Source organism: Ammoniphilus soli, from assembly GCF_040813775.1.
This window is the reverse complement of record NZ_JBEGDL010000026.1, coordinates 14,042-29,366: the sequence shown is the minus strand read 5'-3', so window position 1 is coordinate 29,366 and position 15,325 is coordinate 14,042. Positions and strand designations below refer to the sequence as shown.

Here is a 15,325-nt window from a genome sequence, read left to right as displayed (position 1 = left end):
ATTTCATTTTATGGCGATTTTAGTATTGCGAACCGAGTGATTCTATCATAGGATGTAGGTAAAGCGCTTGCGTGACAAAGGCAGACATGATACCATTTTCCTAATGTGGTGCAAAGAAAAAACATCTCCTCATCAAGGATACAGGAGGTAGCTATGAGAGAGAGGCGAGTAGGCCTTGCCGTGTGGGTCAAGAGTAACAAAGCTGCCCGCAATCTGCGACGCTACGGCAACATTCACTATGTTTCCCGTCGCTTGAACTATGTGAGCATGTATGTAAAAGCAGATGAAGTAGATTCCATCATTGAGCGCATCCAGCGGCTGGACTTTGTCGTTCGTTTGGAACGCTCGCACCGTCATGAGATCCCGACAGAGTACAAGAATTCCAAGCCGGATAAGGCGAAGGAATATGACTATAAGCAGGAAGAAAAACGGATCGCAATGCTGGATGGGACAGAAAATCTCGAGGTATTACAAATTAAATAACCCTTAATGCATGTAAAACTCCTTTATTAAGGAGTTTTCTTTACTGGATGGGAAACTTTTAGTTCTTTAAAGTTATAAAGAACCAAACTTTCCCAGAAGCATGAAAAGCTTCCGCTAAAGAAGAATTTGACTACATCTCCGAATGGGCTTCGATAGAAGCTTTTCTTACGAAAGATATAAGTTTAAGGAAGGGGAAGCAGAAAGTGAAACCATCAAAAAGACTTGGAGCCCTTTCATCCGCTGTTTTTACAGAAATGAATAAAAGAAAGCGGGCCCTTGAAACAAAAGGAATGCAGGTAATCGACCTAGGCATCGGCAGCCCTGATCAACCGCCTGCTGCCCATTTAATACAAACCTTGGTTCAAGCAGTACAGGACCCGGCTTGTTATCGCTATCCGACATCCGAAGGCTCGATGGAATTCCGAAAAACGGTAGCGGACTGGTATGACCATCGTTTCGGCGTTAAGCTGCATGCAGAAGAAGAAGTCCTTTCCCTCATGGGATCCCAGGATGGTTTGGCCCACATGGCGCTTGCTTGGATTGACGAAGGAGATGTGGTGCTCGTTCCAGATCCGGGGTACCCCATCTATGCAGCAAGCGTTACCCTTGCCGGCGGGAAAATCTATACCATGCCATTGACTGCGGAAAACAGCTTTCTCCCCGATCTGGAATGCATCCCAGCGGATATCAGACGGCGGGCCAAGCTCATGGTTTTAAATTATCCCAACAATCCTCTCGCCGCCACGGCAGATCGAGACTTTTTCCAGAAAGTCGTCTCTTTTGCAAAAGAACATGACATTATCGTCGCTCATGATATGGCCTATTCTGAATTGGCTTTTGACGGGTATAAGCCCGCCAGCTTCCTGGAAGTGGAGGGAGCTAAGGAAATTGGCATCGAATTCAACTCCCTATCCAAAAGCTTTAACTTGGCTGGTTGCCGCATCGCCTACGTGGTAGGAAATGCCGGGATCATCCGACCGCTGACGGTCGTTAAAAGCAACATTGACTATGGCGTTTTTCTTGCTGTTCAGCAGGTTGCTATTGAAGCCATGAGATCGGATATGTCAGGGGCGTTTTCTAATCCAGTAGCTCACATCTATGAAGCCCGCCGCAACGTCCTTCTTGGCGGTCTTGCAGAACTTGGCTGGAACGTGGATAAGCCGAAGGCCACCATGTTTGTGTGGGCCAAGATCCCCCAAGGGTGGAGCTCCTCTGATTTTGCTTTTGCTTTATTAGAACGGGCTGGGGTGGTAGTCATTCCAGGCAATGCGTTTGGCCAGCAAGGAGAAGGATACGTGAGGATCGCCCTCGTGGAAGGGGAAGAGGTCCTGGAGGAAGCGGTGCGAAGAATTGGTGAGTCAGGGATTCTGAAAAGCAGGGCACTGTGATCATTGATTGTTGATCCTTGATTGAGCGGGGAAGAGGTTGGAATTGGGATAACAGGAGAATGTCCGCTTATTTATTTTTTTCAAAGGCTCTGTTAAATGCCCATCCTGTTCCATTGCGGACATGAGATTCGTTAAATGGGAAAAAAGCGCTGTGATTGAGAGTGGAGTGGACATAAGTTCCGTTATTTTGTTAAAATTCTGCTCTATTTTACCATTCTTAAGCAAATAACAAACTTAATGTCCGAAAAAATCTCCTATATCTGTTTTTTACGAGAATAGCGAACCCTATGTCCGCCTAATCCTGCTGAACCTATTCAAAAAATCAACACCCCATGTTAACAGAGCCTTTTCAAAAGAAAAAGGGGAATTTAAACGGACGTTTTCCGGTTAAGTCCCGAAAAGCGAGGATGTTTCGTCTGGTTTATACGATTTACCGGATGTTCTCCCGTTAACGTCAGACTCGGCTTTTAGACTGAAACAACAACCTTATGATAAATTTTCCAATTGAGAAGGAATCTGTCATAAAATGACGAATAGTAGGGGAGAAATGTATTTCGAAGGAGTGAAAGCCCATGAATGATGTTTCTTCCTACCTCTCTTACCTGTTGGAGGTAGCAATAAACCGCAGAGCAAGCGATATCCACTTAGAGCCTTTAAGCGACAGGATTCAGGTTCGCATGCGAATTGATGGACTGATGATCCGTTTTGATCAAAAAGAAGAAACCTGGGGACCGCCGCTCATCTCGAAGCTAAAGCTGATGTCCCATTTGGACATTGGGGAGCGAAGAATTCCGCAAGATGGAGGCTTCTCATTCCGATTGCACGACCAAGATTTTGACCTTCGAGTTTCCACCCTTCCCACCATCCATGGAGAGAAAATCGTCCTCCGTATCCTGACTAGAAAGCTGCCCTTCCAAAATCTTTCCTCGCTAGGTCTAGATGAGCGACAGTGTCGCGCCATTCGCAAAATGATTTATTCTTCCCAAGGCTTGCTCCTCGCGACAGGTCCGACCGGATCGGGAAAAACAACCACTCTCTATACTCTCCTGCAAGAAATTCATCATCATGACCGCAATATTATTGCCTTAGAAGACCCTGTGGAATATCAAGTAGCCGGCATCAATCAAGTTCAAGTGAATACCAAGGCAGGCTTAACTTTTTCTTCGGGTTTGCGAGCTAGCTTGCGCCAGGATCCAGACGTCATTCTTGTCGGTGAAATCCGAGACAAAGAGACCGCGGAAATTGCTGTCAGAGCTGCTCTCACAGGTCATCTGGTGCTGTCCACTTTGCATACGAACGATGCGGCCAGCGCAATTACCCGACTCCTGGATATGGGAATCGAGCCTTATTTGCTGACCTCCGCTATCCGAGGGATTATTGCCCAACGGCTCATCCGCCAGGTATGTACCTGCACCATCGGTCAGACAGAGCCGTGCGCCCATTGCCATGGCACCCGATATTTTGGGAGACAAGCCATCTACGAGGTCTTGACTATGCAAGACGAATTGAACCCTCTGATTATGAAACGGGCATCGGCCGCTGAAATTCGCCACTTCCTTCGTACCCGCGGATTTTGCAACTTGAATATGAAGCTGAGGGAAATGGTCAGGCAAGGTGTAACGACGATCAGTGAATATCAGCGGGTGCTTATTGCCGATGTGGAATAAAAGGAACTGGTCCGATCGCCACGTCGCCGCGGTCAGCCAAAAGCTGCATCAGCTTCTTGATGCCGGATTACCCCTGAACGATGCCTTTCAAATTGTCCGCCACCATTGGCCGAAAAAAAGAGAAAAAGATTTTCATCTCTTACTCGAAAGTTTACAAGCGGGGCATCCTCTCTCCGAAGGTTTGCAGAGGATTCGCTATCCTCCCTTTTGCCTATTCCTGCTGCGGGCAGCAGAGCAGCATGGTCAACTGGTTCCTGCCTTAGCAATCGCCAAAGACTTTTACCGCAAAAAAGATCAACGACAAAAGAAACAAAGAAAAGCCATGGTCTACCCTTCCTTAATCTTGTTTACCTCTATATGCACCTTGTTCATCTTGATCCATTATTTACTTCCACAATTCATTTCCTTGTATCAAACCTTTGATACTCCTCTGCCGCCCATGACGAAAATGCTCGTGGAATCAAAGGAGGGAAGCAACCTGGTTTCCTTAGGGATCTTTAGCATTGTCTCATTTTTAGCCCTGATGGTCTGGATGCTGAAAAAGCGGTGGGGCTATCTCGTATATAAGATCCCGGGGGTTGCTTACTGTTACCGTCTTCAGCAAACCTATGTTGTATGTATACAAGCAGGCTTGCTGCTGGAAGCGGGCGTATCGATTCTCCATGTTTGTGCGTTGTTTCGTCAGGATGGGCCAAACTCAGCCGTTCGTCATGCGTTTGCTGTCATCGAAGAAAAGCTGCTGGCAGGAATCGGAATCAGCGAAGCCTTTCGCTCCAGTGTTTGTTTTCTTCCTGTGCTTTATGAAATGCTTACGATTGCTGAACGAACGGGCACACTAGGTGTTTCTCTTTTACGTTTAGGAGAACAATTGGAGCAGGATTTGGAGGAATTGATGGAACAGCTGGTTTCTATCGGCGAATCTACAGTAACAATCGGAGCAGGAGGAATCGTTTTGTTTTTAATGCTTCTCTTGTTTATTCCCATGTTTCACTTGATCCAACAAATCTAGGAGGCGGATTCAATATGAATTTCTGGAAAGATCAAAAAGGCTTTACGTTCTTAGAAATGAGCATTGTGGTAGCGATTATTGGCATCATCATGCTCATGGCCATGCCGAACTACCAGGGTGCTGCGGCAAAGGCGCAGGCAAAGAGCTGTGAGGCGAATCGAAAATTGATTGAGGCACAGGTGATTAATTATATGATGGACAAGGCTTCGGAACCCACCAATGTCGAAGCCCTTTGGACTGCAGGATACCTAAAGGATAAACCTAAGTGCCCAGTAAAAGGTGAGGGTGCCTATACCTTTGAAATCGTACCGGCAGATAATATCTCACTGCAGAAAATTAATGTTTTTTGTTCCGAACATGCAAAAGATCCTGATGCTTAATAACCCTTCCGCCTACTCCCTTCTCGAACTCACCATTGTTATGTCCCTTCTCAGTCTCTTTTTTCTTACCGCCATGCCCGCAATCCCTTTTCTTCTAGATCAACAGAAAACGAAAGGATTCGTTCAGGAGCTTGCCAGTGATTTGTATTTAGCATCTAATGAAGCGAGAGCAAGGCAGGTAGAAGCCGTGATTGATCTTTACCCGAGCTACTCCACGTATCTGGTGAAGGTAGGAACCAAACAAGTGAAGAAAGTCCAAGCTCCCAAGGGTAATACGATATCCAGCAACTATACTAGTAACCGGATTACGTTTTATGGAGATGGACAAGTGTCGAAAGCAGGGACCATTAAGGTAAAAGATTCGAGAGGGAGAGAGCATAAACTGGTGATTCAACTTTCCAGCGGAAGGTTTTGGGTAAAAAATGAATGAAAAAGGCTCCATGTACCTGGAAGTCATGCTAGCTTGGCTGATCTTTTCTTTACTGTTGCTCCCATTGTTATCGCTCTCTGTAGAACTATCAAGAGATAGCAGCACCCTCTCCCAACGAAGCGAGGCTTATTGGGCAGTTACCAGAAGCATGGAGAAATGGAAAAAAGGAATGCTATCGATGAACGCGGAGACCCAGGAAAAAATACGGATCTCCCTAACGGAACGGAACTTGTCAGAAAAAGTGATGGAAGGAGAATTCCGAGTCGAGTGGAACAGCCCAAAAGGTGCCGAGGAGTGGATCGTTTACGCCTACAAGCAGGCTACACCCTCATTGAAGTGACAATTAGTCTTTCTTTGGCCTTCCTCTTGTTATCAGCTAGCTTGCAGATCTTTCTCTTTGTCCAAGATCGGGTAGAAAAGGGGAAGGCCCGGCTGATGATGCAAATGGAGGCTGCTGCATTTCTTCACTATTTGGAGAGGGAAATCAGCTGTACGGAACAAATTTTTATCGCTCAAGGACGAATGTTTTTCTTCTGTGGCCCTACTCGCTATGATTACAAGCTATATGGAAATTATATTGTTCGGGAAGTGGATAGCAAAGGTTGGATCGAAGTTTGCCTTTATGTAAAAGATTTTCAGATTGCTCCTCTTCCAAGAGGGATTCTATTGACTCTCACGATGGAAAGAGGGGGAACAGAATGGGGGATGCAGACGGTACTGACATACTCCAAATAAAAGTGGGGGATTAAGATTAAAAATGAAAGGGGATCCGTCCTGCTGGTTGTCTTATTTCTTTCTACATTAATAATGGTGCAGTTATCGGGGAATATAGCTTTCTTACTCAACGCCCGAAAAATGATGACGAATGACTGGAAAAGAATTCAGGCAAAATCTTATGCGGAAGCAGGCGTTTGGTTAGCGATAGAGCAGTGGGAAGCCCAGCCCCACACAAGTATGTCCTTTTCCTTTCCTCTAAACGATGGTTCGGCCGGCGTCACGCTAAAGGGCATAAATCAATTAGAAATTCGTTCGGAAGGAAGGGTGCCACCCTATTATGTTGACCGACTATTCGTTCTCTACGAGCCATCATCCAGAAAAGTTCTAACCTGGAGCCATGTCGTCGGCTTTTGAACGGAAACAGGAAGGGTTGCGGCGATCGAATTTGGGCAAGACTATACATAGAGATCCTTAATAGGGAGGATTGCCCTTATGAAATCCAATGACATGGTAAAATATCTCACCCAAGAATTTGTCAAATATATTGATACTCCAAAAACGGAACGTAAAAAAAGACCTAAAGAACGATGGTCTTCCCGTTGGTTCGGCATGATTCCCATGGCCATACGGATGTTTATCCAACGCATGAGAGAAACTAGGAAAGGGAGGTGAGAGGAATGCCGATGCCAGTTATTGCTATCGAACAGTCCCTTCGTGAAGTGGAGCATTTTTTGCGGAGTAACGGCATGAACGTTGTAGGGATTGGGACAAATGCAGCCAGTGATGCCGATTGCTTTGTCATTTCAGGAATGGATGAAAATGTGATGGGGTTTGCGGAAGCAGCGACCGGGTCCCCAGTCATTAATGCGGAAGGAAAGACACCGCAAGAAATCCTAAGACAAATCAATCATGCTATCCCGCACTAATAGAACGCAGAAAGAGGCTGTCCCTAAAGGTCGGTAAAAACCATTTTACCGACCGATAGGACAGCCGCTTAAGTTTGTCTTATTTCGTCTTTACGCACTCCTATTGATAAAACTCCCCCACTTGGACTGCATACCGAAAAGGGATATACCGGCTTCCATAATCATCGAGTTCCACGAAAAGCTGCTCTCCCCATTGGTGGTAACCAAGGACCTTGAATGGGGCAGTTACTGTATTTTGGAATAAGCGAGCGATAAAGGACACTTCACCTTGAGCTATTTCTGTTACCAAGTCCATTTCCTCTTGGATGATTTCCCCCGGCTTGAGCCATCCTTCCTTAAAGGGAAGAGCTTCTTGATGAAACGATGTCTCCAGCACAGCTTCTTTCCGAACGGACGACGCTAGCTCGGTCTCCGTTAAACCTGCTTCGACAGGATATTTTTCTCCTGATTTTCCATCGAAAATTCTACTTTTATCTAGCCATACGGATTCCAATGCCGCATAATGCTTGGACATATCGGATTGCGAGGATTGGAGCTGCTTCATGGTTTCCTCATCAAATAAAGTATATTCTCCTAAACCATATTCCAATAAAACAAATCCGGAAGGGTCTTCCCCAACGACCATATACCCAACCTTCTGATGTTCGTTGAAAAAGGTAACGAGCCATTGCTTCGAGTTTGGACCGAGTCCTTCATGCCGAATGGAAGCTTGTGCGAAGGGAGCAAAACGCTGATCTTGAAGAGCGAGTTCTTCTGCCCATTGCTTGACTTGGGACTGGAATGACTCCCTCCACGTTTCTGCTTGTCCCGTCCATGGCACAATCAGTAATGCGCATAATAGACAGATCACTAGCCATCGGTTCATGACGATTCCCCCTAACTCCCTATGATATGTCCATCTTACAGTAAAATGTTTACAAAATTTGCTATTCTTTGTCGGGGGTTTCTGTCGGAACCGATAAATTTTCCGTCCCTTTCCGACAGAAAACTACTCCTGAATGGAAGTCCTAAGATAAAAAAGACCTGCATTTACAGCGGAAACTTCAATGCGTGGCTGGAACTGCCACTCCAATTCTTGCAACCGCGTTTCTTTTTCGGCTGCCAGCTTTATTTTTCTTTCCTCTGCTAGTTCCTGTTCTTCCTCGGTCTTCCCTTGACGAATCGATTCTTTTTGGTAAAAGGACTCAATCAGCTGCTTTTCTTCATCTAATCGTTCGATGGCTAACTTGGCCCAAAGCGTATCTTCCTGGTCCAAGCAGCTTTGAATAAATTGTTCGAGACGGGATATCCCCGAATCGATACCGAAGATGGGCTGCATTGTAAAAGAGTAATCGGGAAGCTTTGGGGTAAGATCCAATTGAGAAACGGATTGGTAGAAATTTGACACAATTGCCCCGGAAATCAGATTGATCCCGAGGGGCAGCAGCAAATCCTTTTTTTGATCACAAATGAATTCCACTTTAAAGTTAACCCCTAACCAGGGAACCAAAGCGACCGAGGAAAAAGAACCTAAAGCAGGTTGAGGCTCTATGTGCTCATACAGTCGAACAAACTTCCCATGTTTCTTGGCCGATTCAAAAATCTGATGAAGCCGCCTGGAGCCAAAAATTAGTTCCTCTCCACGAACGCCCTCCGGAACTTGCTCCCGATCAAAGATGAAGGTTAAGTGGAGAGGGTTTGGCTCTAAACCAATTTTCTCCACATAGGTCCAATAAAAGGGCCGATTCCCTAAATCCTTATCCACTTCGACGGGAAGCTGCACCGTAAAGTAAGCGGGGGTCTCTTCCGTAAATGGACTTTGAAAGGCTCTGAAATAGCCTTCAATATAGCTGCGAATTTCTTGCTGATTCATCACTGTAGCATTTCCTCCCTCGCGGGAATGGATTCCTTACACATGCTCATTACCTCTCCGATGTTATTGATCTTAATCTCCATTTCACGGAAGGATTCTGATTCAAGGAAAATATTCACGAGATTGTTTTCAATGGATTGAGTCAATTTCATTTTTTCAACAATGGTGTCTAACTCGCCGATGACCATTTCGAAGAGGTTAATCTTTTCGTAAAGCAAATGTAAAATATGCTCTTCAATCGTGTTTTGAGTCGATAGATTGTAGATGAACACATCTCTCGTTTGCCCCAGACGATGGACGCGGCCGATCCGTTGCTCTACCCGCATGGGATTCCAGGGCAGGTCAAAATTAATGATCCGATTACAAAACTGAAGATTGATTCCTTCCCCTCCTGCTTCGGTGGCAATGAGCACCTGAGCGCGGTTTTGGAATAGTTCTGTCATCCAATCCTTTTTATTTCGTTTAAATCCTCCACGAAAGAGGACAGAAGTGATGCCGTGCTCCGCTAGGAAATGATGCAAATACTCCTGGGTTTTCCGGTACTCGGTAAAGATGATGACCTTATCCCCGCATTCTTGGATTAACTCTAGCGTTTTTTCCGCTTTCGCATTTTTCTTGATGCCTCGGACCAGCTCTGCTAGCCTGACAATTTCTTGTCTCCCCGGTGAATCTTCGGGCAATTTGTTGTGCATGTTCACGAGCGTGTCAAAGGCAGCGAACCGGCTGCTGCAGACCTCTCTTTGGAGCGTGATGAGAGCCAGGGGATTTTTAAACACCGAATTCTGGTATTGCTCCTTGACGAAGCGGGTAACCCCGTCATAGAGCTCCCACTCTTCTTCAGATAATGTGACAGGAATAGCCTCTACAATCCGTTTGGTAAAGAACAGCCCTCCGTCACTCCGCTTATTGCGAATCATGATGTCTTTGAGTTCATCCTGCAATACCTCATGGTTTCTAGCTTGTCTCTTACTTTCCACATAGTTTTTCTGAAAGTCCGTGGTTTGGCCCAGATAACCCGGTTTAAGCAGGGTGATGAGATTGTACAGTTCATCTAAATCGTTTTGGATCGGTGTCGCAGTGAGCAACAAACAATATTTCTTTTTGATTTCCTTGATAAACTGGTAGTTTTTCGTATTTTTATTTTTAAGCTTGTGCGCTTCATCAATGATCAACATATCATAATCCTGGGAGAGAACGTGTTCGCGGTGCGGATCTCTCTTGGCGGTATCAATGGAGGCAATGACGACGTCATATTGCTTCCACATATATTCTTTCTTTTGGGCAACAGCGGGAATCCCGAATTTTTGGTTTAACTCTCTTGCCCATTGAACAACGAGGGAAGCTGGAACAAGAATGAGAATCTTGCTAGCTAGTCCCCGAACCATATATTCTTTAATAATTAAACCGGCCTCAATCGTTTTTCCAAGTCCCACTTCATCCGCAAGGATGGCCCTGCCGTGCATTTCTGTGATTACCTTTTTGGCCGTATCGAGCTGGTGGGGGAAGGGTTCTAACTGAGGAAGGTGCTTTAAGCATTGCAATTCATCGAAATTCGCTACCGAAGTGACTTCCTCGGCCTGGTAGGCCAATTGAAAAAGCTCCCACTTATGCCATGGTCCATCTTCCTTGAGCCTTTGCTTGAAATCTGTTACCCATTCGCGGTCGAAGTTGACGGGAATTTTAAACATAAGATTCGTCCTTTCCGAATAAGAAAGTTGTAGCGGATAATTCCCTTTTTGGAAAATCTATGATAGGATTATTAGGGTTACAATATAGCATTTAACAAATTAGCGGGTTTCATACTAAATTTAACATCTTCCTTACGGAAAAAGTTAAATATGCGAATGAGGATAGAGGGAGAGACTGCTGGTGCAGCGCCGAAGGAGCAAGCCTATGAAGAGGTGAATCTCTCAGGCAAAAGTACTTCTATCTGACGCAACTCTGGAGAGCGCCTGATTAGGCCACCCAAGGGGAAAATCTCTCAGGTACCAAGGACAGAGTAGGCTAATGCAATAGCCTACGTCTGTCCTTTTTTGCGTTCCCGCCTAGACTTCTTTATCATGAGGAAGAATAAGGATAGAGGGAAGAAATACATATCACGTGGAGGTGTACCTTGTGACGGAATTGAAAAGAACGCCCTTATTTCCCGTCTATACCAAATATGGAGCGAAAACCATCGATTTTGGCGGTTGGGAGCTGCCGGTCCAATTCTCCAGCATTAAAGAGGAACATGAAGCTGTTCGGGAAAGAGCCGGATTGTTTGACGTTTCTCATATGGGAGAAGTCGACGTCATAGGCCCTGATGCCTTGGCCTTTGTCCAAAAAATGACGACCAATGATGCTTCAAAACTAGTAGAAAATCAAGCCCAATATGCTATCATGTGCTATCCGGACGGAGGAACCGTGGACGATCTGCTGGTTTACAAAAAAGCCGACGATCACTATTTGCTGGTCATCAATGCAGGAAATATCGAAAAAGATGTTGCTTGGCTGCAAGAGCATGCAGAAGGAAATGTGAAGGTAACCAACATTTCCAGCGAAGTGGCGCAATTGGCTCTGCAAGGACCTCTTGCGGAACAGGTTTTAGCTAAACTCACAGATACCGATTTATCCAAAATTGGTTTTTTCCGATTCCTGCCAGATGTAAATGTAGGAGGATTCCAAGCCTTGGTATCTCGCACCGGCTATACAGGGGAAGAGGGATTCGAAATTTATTGCCGTGCAGATGAGGCCGCGGCCCTTTGGGAAAAGATTCTCGAAGCGGGAGAAAGCGATGGCGTGCTGCCATGCGGGCTCGGAGCAAGGGATACGCTCCGTTTCGAAGCCAAGCTTCCCTTGTATGGGCAGGAATTAACGAAGGAAATTTCGCCATTGGAAGCGGGGTTAGGTTTTGCCGTGAAATTGGATAAAGAAGCTGATTTTATAGGCAAAGCCGCTCTACAATCACAGAAAGCCCAGGGAGTCCCTCGCAAGCTCGTAGGGATTGAGATGATCGAACGCGGGATTCCGCGCACTCATTATCCGGTCTTTTCAGGTAACGAACAAATTGGAGAAGTGACAACAGGAACCCAGTCGCCAACCTTAAAGAAGAATGTAGGCTTGGCCCTCATTCGTTCTGAATTTGCAAACTTGGATGCCGAGGTTGAGGTAGAGATTCGAGGAAAACGCGTAAAAGCGAAAATAGTAAAAACGCCTTTTTATAAAAGGAGCAAATAAATTGAATGGATGCCGGTTCTAATCATCTTTACTTTACTCGGCAGCATGTATGGGTACATATCGTTGATCCGCACCGAGTAAAGCTGGGAATTACCCCCTATGCCTGTGAGCAGCTGGGGACGATCATCGCCGTGGAATTTCCTGAACCCAGCACAAGGGTAAAGCGGGGGCAGCCCGTGGGCGTCGTTGAGTCCGCAAAAACCTTAACAGACCTATATGCCCCCGTCGAGGGGGAAATCACAGAGGTGAACGGATCCCTTTTGGAATTGCCCGAAAAGCTTTCCTCCGGGAATGCCTATGCAAAAGGCTGGATCGCTTGGATGTCAACGGATTCTCCCATAGAAACCACTTTTTTCATGAACGCGAATGAATATGCTTTATATATAAAGGAGGAGTAACTGTGCAATATCGCTACCTTCCCATGACGTCGGAAGATAAAAAAGAAATGCTGTCGTTCCTTGGGATAAAAGATGTAAATGAATTGTTTGCGGACATTCCTGCCAATGTCCGATTCCAGGGGAAGCTGAACATTCCCGAAGCGCTGTCTGAGCCCGAGATTGTCCGCTATTTTTCCCAACTGGCCAGCCAGAACGCCAACAGTAATGAATACGCCTATTTCCTTGGAGCAGGCATCTATGACCATTACATTCCAAGCACGGTCAATCATGTTCTATTGCGCGGAGAGTTTTTCACGGCCTACACGCCTTACCAGCCAGAGATAAGCCAGGGTGAGCTTCAAGCCATTTTTGAGTTTCAAACGATGGTAGCTGAGCTGACTGGGATGGAAGTCGCTAACTCTTCCATGTATGATGGGCCAACCGCTTTAGCGGAAGGCGCCAATTTAGCTGTTGGCGGAGCGAAAGGAAAAACAGTTGTTGTTTCCAAAACCGTCCATCCTGAAGCCCGGGCCATTCTCAAGGTGAACGCAAAAGGGCAAGGATATGAAGTGGTAGAAGTCGATTATCAAGATGGGGCGACGGATTTAGCGGCATTAGAGCAAGCTTGTGATGAAAATACCGCTGCCGTGATTGTCCAATATCCAAACTTCTTCGGCGTTGTCGAGGATTTGGCGGCGATTGAAAAAATTGCCCATCAGCATAAAGGTTTATTCATTGTTTCCTCTAATCCGCTAGCACTGGGCGTTCTCGAGCCGCCGGGAGCTTTCGGAGCCGATATCGTCGTGGGAGATATGCAGCCGTTCGGAATCCCGATGCAGTTGGGTGGGCCGACTTGTGGATATTTCGCCGTAAGAGAAAAGCTCATGCGCAAGATTCCTGGACGCATCGTCGGACAAACGAAAGATACCAACGGAAAACGCGGCTTTGTTTTAACGCTGCAGGCCCGTGAACAGCATATTCGCCGCGAGAAGGCAACCTCAAATATCTGCTCTAACCAAGCGCTCAATGCTTTAGCGGCATCGGTAGCGATGACGGCCTTAGGCAAGCGCGGGGTACAGGAAATGGCAATGCTCAACGTCCAGAAGACACAGTATGCCAAGAATCAAATTGCGAACCTAACCGGATATGAAGCAGCTTTCTCAGGTCCTGTCTTTAATGAATTTGTGATTAAAGTTCCCGGTCAGGTAGGGGATATTAACCGAGCCTTGCTCCAGCAAAAGATTGTTGGGGGATATGATTTGGGCCGAGATTATCCTGAATTGGCCGGTCATATGCTGGTAGCTGTTACGGAGATCCGTACAAGAGAAGAAATCGATGCACTTGTGAAAGGATTGGAGGGGATCACTCGTGGTTAAAGATCAAGATAAGGCGCTGATTTTCGAGATCAGCAAATCCGGTCGTTCGGCGTATTCATTGCCAGGTTGCGATGTGCCTGAAGTCGATATCACATCCGTCCTTCCACAGCAGTTTATCCGTGAAACACCTGCAGAACTGCCGGAAGTATCCGAATTGGAACTGGTACGCCATTATACCGAATTGTCCAGACGAAACCATGGGATTGATAACGGATTTTATCCATTAGGATCCTGTACGATGAAGTACAACCCGAAGATTAACGAAGATGTCGCCCGCTATGCCGGGTTTGCTAAAATTCACCCTTATCAAGCGGAAGAAACCATGCAGGGTGCGCTTAAAGTCATGTACGATCTTCAGACCGAATTGGCGGAGATTACTGGAATGGATGAAGTGACCCTCCAACCAGCGGCTGGAGCCCAAGGCGAATGGACCGCACTGATGATGATCCGCGCCTATCATGAAAGCCGCGGGGAAAACCGGACCAAGGTCATTGTTCCGGACACCGCTCACGGAACCAACCCAGCTAGCGCATCCGTGGCAGGGTTAGATACCGTCACCATTTCTTCGGATGAAAATGGATTGGTCAATGTAGAGGAATTGCGCAAGGCGGTGGGTCCGGACACAGCGGCCTTAATGCTCACCAACCCTAATACGTTAGGACTATTTGAAGAAAACATTCTTCAGATTGCAGAGATTGTCCATGAAGCTGGCGGATTGCTATATTACGATGGGGCAAACGCCAATGCGATCTTAGGCATTGCCCGTCCCGGAGATATGGGCTTCGACGTTGTTCACCTGAACTTGCATAAGACATTCACGGGACCACACGGTGGCGGTGGACCGGGATCTGGTCCAATCGGCTGCAAAAAGGAGCTTGCACCATTTATCCCTCGACCGCAAGTCGTTAAAGAAGGAGAGCAATACCGACTTAATTATGACATTCCACAGTCAATCGGACGCGTAAAAGGATTCTATGGAAACTTCGGCATCAATTTGCGAGCTTTTGTCTATATCCGCTCCAACGGGCCTGAAGGATTGCTTCGCGTTTCCCAAGAAGCCGTGTTAAATGCCAATTATATGATGAGGAAGCTTGCGCCTTATTATGATCTGCCTTATGATCGCATTTGCAAGCATGAGTTTGTCTTGTCCGGACGCCGGCAGAAAAAGCTGGGTGTCAGAACCTTAGACATTGCCAAGCGGTTACTCGATTTTGGCTATCATCCGCCAACGATCTATTTCCCGCTGATCGTGGAAGAGTGTATGATGTTTGAACCAACCGAAACCGAATCGAAGGAAACCATTGATGAATTTATTGAAGTTATGATTCAAATTGCCAAGGAAGCGGAAGAAAACCCATCCGTGGTTCAGGAAGCCCCTCATCATACGGCAGTGACCCGTCTAGACGAAGTGACCGCCGCGAGAAAGCCTGTTTTGCGTTACAAGAAAGCGGATTAAGTCTTCGAAAATGGAAACCCTAGAATCGAATTCACCTTAAAGGAGGGG

18 protein-coding genes and 1 riboswitch are annotated in these 15,325 nt (G+C 46.3%); of the genes, 15 read left to right on the top strand and 3 right to left on the bottom strand.

What is annotated here, in order from left to right:
* The first annotated feature begins 153 nt into the window (after positions 1-153).
* From ABLT31_RS29135 to ABLT31_RS29085, 11 genes are all read left to right on the top strand, one after another.
* Positions 154-483, top strand: coding sequence for a YlbG family protein (locus ABLT31_RS29135; protein ID WP_367758282.1), 330 nt, complete (start codon positions 154-156; stop codon positions 481-483).
* Positions 484-686: 203 nt separating this feature from the next.
* Positions 687-1,871, top strand: coding sequence for an LL-diaminopimelate aminotransferase (locus ABLT31_RS29130; RefSeq protein WP_367758280.1), 1,185 nt, complete (start codon positions 687-689; stop codon positions 1,869-1,871).
* A 572-nt stretch (positions 1,872-2,443) separates the two neighbouring features.
* Positions 2,444-3,538, top strand: a complete 1,095-nt coding sequence (locus ABLT31_RS29125; RefSeq protein ID WP_367758278.1) for a GspE/PulE family protein — start codon at positions 2,444-2,446, stop codon at positions 3,536-3,538.
* Positions 3,528-4,547, top strand: coding sequence for a type II secretion system F family protein (locus ABLT31_RS29120; RefSeq protein ID WP_367758276.1), 1,020 nt, complete (start codon positions 3,528-3,530; stop codon positions 4,545-4,547). The genes ABLT31_RS29125 and ABLT31_RS29120 overlap by 11 nt, the downstream gene beginning before the upstream one ends.
* Positions 4,548-4,561: 14 nt before the next feature.
* Entirely contained in the window at positions 4,562-4,927 is a 366-nt protein-coding gene (locus tag ABLT31_RS29115; RefSeq protein WP_367758274.1) for a competence type IV pilus major pilin ComGC, read from the top strand.
* Positions 4,887-5,357 carry a GspH/FimT family pseudopilin gene (locus ABLT31_RS29110; protein WP_367758272.1) on the top strand — a complete coding sequence of 157 codons (471 nt, stop codon included), beginning with the start codon at positions 4,887-4,889 and terminating at the stop codon, positions 5,355-5,357. The genes ABLT31_RS29115 and ABLT31_RS29110 overlap by 41 nt, the downstream gene beginning before the upstream one ends.
* Positions 5,350-5,697, top strand: a complete 348-nt coding sequence (locus ABLT31_RS29105; RefSeq protein WP_367758270.1) for a hypothetical protein — start codon at positions 5,350-5,352, stop codon at positions 5,695-5,697. The genes ABLT31_RS29110 and ABLT31_RS29105 overlap by 8 nt, the downstream gene beginning before the upstream one ends.
* A complete protein-coding gene (locus tag ABLT31_RS29100) occupies positions 5,652-6,092 on the top strand; it encodes a hypothetical protein (RefSeq protein WP_367758268.1) in 441 nt (146 codons plus the stop codon). Before ABLT31_RS29105 ends, ABLT31_RS29100 begins: the two co-directional genes overlap by 46 nt.
* Positions 6,093-6,164: 72 nt before the next feature.
* Positions 6,165-6,488, top strand: a complete 324-nt coding sequence (locus ABLT31_RS29095) for a hypothetical protein (protein WP_367758266.1) — start codon at positions 6,165-6,167, stop codon at positions 6,486-6,488.
* A 78-nt stretch (positions 6,489-6,566) separates the two neighbouring features.
* Positions 6,567-6,746: a YqzE family protein gene (locus ABLT31_RS29090; RefSeq protein WP_367758264.1), complete on the top strand. Its 180-nt coding sequence runs from the start codon at positions 6,567-6,569 to the stop codon at positions 6,744-6,746.
* 5 nt (positions 6,747-6,751) lie between these two features.
* A complete protein-coding gene (locus ABLT31_RS29085; protein WP_367758262.1) occupies positions 6,752-7,000 on the top strand; it encodes a YkuS family protein in 249 nt (82 codons plus the stop codon).
* A gap of 100 nt (positions 7,001-7,100) precedes the next feature.
* On the opposite strand, the gene ABLT31_RS29080 is transcribed toward ABLT31_RS29085, so the two are convergent.
* The 3 genes from ABLT31_RS29080 to ABLT31_RS29070 form a co-directional block, all read right to left on the bottom strand.
* The gene (locus tag ABLT31_RS29080; RefSeq protein WP_367758260.1) at positions 7,101-7,865 is read right to left on the bottom strand and encodes a hypothetical protein; all 765 of its coding nucleotides are present in this window, start codon (positions 7,863-7,865) and stop codon (positions 7,101-7,103) included.
* A 123-nt stretch (positions 7,866-7,988) separates the two neighbouring features.
* Complete coding sequence (locus tag ABLT31_RS29075; protein ID WP_367758377.1) at positions 7,989-8,852, bottom strand: YqhG family protein; 864 nt, start codon at positions 8,850-8,852, stop codon at positions 7,989-7,991.
* Positions 8,852-10,540 (bottom strand): DEAD/DEAH box helicase, encoded by a 1,689-nt coding sequence (locus tag ABLT31_RS29070; RefSeq protein ID WP_367758258.1) that lies wholly within the window; start codon positions 10,538-10,540, stop codon positions 8,852-8,854. Before ABLT31_RS29070 ends, ABLT31_RS29075 begins: the two co-directional genes overlap by 1 nt.
* Positions 10,541-10,696: 156 nt before the next feature.
* Positions 10,697-10,788: riboswitch (glycine riboswitch) on the top strand.
* Between the two features lie 179 nt (positions 10,789-10,967).
* Here ABLT31_RS29070 and gcvT point away from each other — a divergent pair.
* The 4 genes from gcvT to gcvPB are packed head-to-tail and all read left to right on the top strand — an operon-like array spanning position 10,968 to position 15,277.
* A complete protein-coding gene (gcvT, locus tag ABLT31_RS29065; protein WP_367758256.1) occupies positions 10,968-12,068 on the top strand; it encodes a glycine cleavage system aminomethyltransferase GcvT in 1,101 nt (366 codons plus the stop codon).
* Between the two features lie 5 nt (positions 12,069-12,073).
* The gene (locus ABLT31_RS29060) at positions 12,074-12,466 is read left to right on the top strand and encodes a glycine cleavage system protein H (protein WP_367758254.1); all 393 of its coding nucleotides are present in this window, start codon (positions 12,074-12,076) and stop codon (positions 12,464-12,466) included.
* Positions 12,467-12,468: 2 nt separating this feature from the next.
* The gene (gene gcvPA / locus ABLT31_RS29055) at positions 12,469-13,821 is read left to right on the top strand and encodes an aminomethyl-transferring glycine dehydrogenase subunit GcvPA (RefSeq protein WP_367758252.1); all 1,353 of its coding nucleotides are present in this window, start codon (positions 12,469-12,471) and stop codon (positions 13,819-13,821) included.
* Positions 13,814-15,277: an aminomethyl-transferring glycine dehydrogenase subunit GcvPB gene (gcvPB, locus tag ABLT31_RS29050; protein ID WP_367758250.1), complete on the top strand. Its 1,464-nt coding sequence runs from the start codon at positions 13,814-13,816 to the stop codon at positions 15,275-15,277. The genes gcvPA and gcvPB overlap by 8 nt, the downstream gene beginning before the upstream one ends.
* Positions 15,278-15,325: the final 48 nt, after the last annotated feature.

What these genes read in the sequence shown, in the direction of transcription:
- ABLT31_RS29095 (WP_367758266.1), top strand. Translation starts at nt 6,165, where the DNA reads ATGGTGCAGTTATCGGGGAATATAGCTTTCTTACTCAACGCCCGAAAA.
- ABLT31_RS29110 (WP_367758272.1), top strand. Translation starts at nt 4,887, where the DNA reads ATGTTTTTTGTTCCGAACATGCAAAAGATCCTGATGCTTAATAACCCT.
- ABLT31_RS29085 (WP_367758262.1), top strand. Translation starts at nt 6,752, where the DNA reads ATGCCGATGCCAGTTATTGCTATCGAACAGTCCCTTCGTGAAGTGGAG.
- ABLT31_RS29105 (WP_367758270.1), top strand. Translation starts at nt 5,350, where the DNA reads ATGAATGAAAAAGGCTCCATGTACCTGGAAGTCATGCTAGCTTGGCTG.
- ABLT31_RS29090 (WP_367758264.1), top strand. Translation starts at nt 6,567, where the DNA reads ATGAAATCCAATGACATGGTAAAATATCTCACCCAAGAATTTGTCAAA.
- ABLT31_RS29060 (WP_367758254.1), top strand. Translation starts at nt 12,074, where the DNA reads ATGGATGCCGGTTCTAATCATCTTTACTTTACTCGGCAGCATGTATGG.
- ABLT31_RS29135 (WP_367758282.1), top strand. Translation starts at nt 154, where the DNA reads ATGAGAGAGAGGCGAGTAGGCCTTGCCGTGTGGGTCAAGAGTAACAAA.
- ABLT31_RS29115 (WP_367758274.1), top strand. Translation starts at nt 4,562, where the DNA reads ATGAATTTCTGGAAAGATCAAAAAGGCTTTACGTTCTTAGAAATGAGC.
- ABLT31_RS29080 (WP_367758260.1), bottom strand. Translation starts at nt 7,865, where the DNA reads ATGAACCGATGGCTAGTGATCTGTCTATTATGCGCATTACTGATTGTG.
- ABLT31_RS29070 (WP_367758258.1), bottom strand. Translation starts at nt 10,540, where the DNA reads ATGTTTAAAATTCCCGTCAACTTCGACCGCGAATGGGTAACAGATTTC.
- ABLT31_RS29125 (WP_367758278.1), top strand. Translation starts at nt 2,444, where the DNA reads ATGAATGATGTTTCTTCCTACCTCTCTTACCTGTTGGAGGTAGCAATA.
- ABLT31_RS29120 (WP_367758276.1), top strand. Translation starts at nt 3,528, where the DNA reads ATGTGGAATAAAAGGAACTGGTCCGATCGCCACGTCGCCGCGGTCAGC.
- ABLT31_RS29075 (WP_367758377.1), bottom strand. Translation starts at nt 8,852, where the DNA reads ATGAATCAGCAAGAAATTCGCAGCTATATTGAAGGCTATTTCAGAGCC.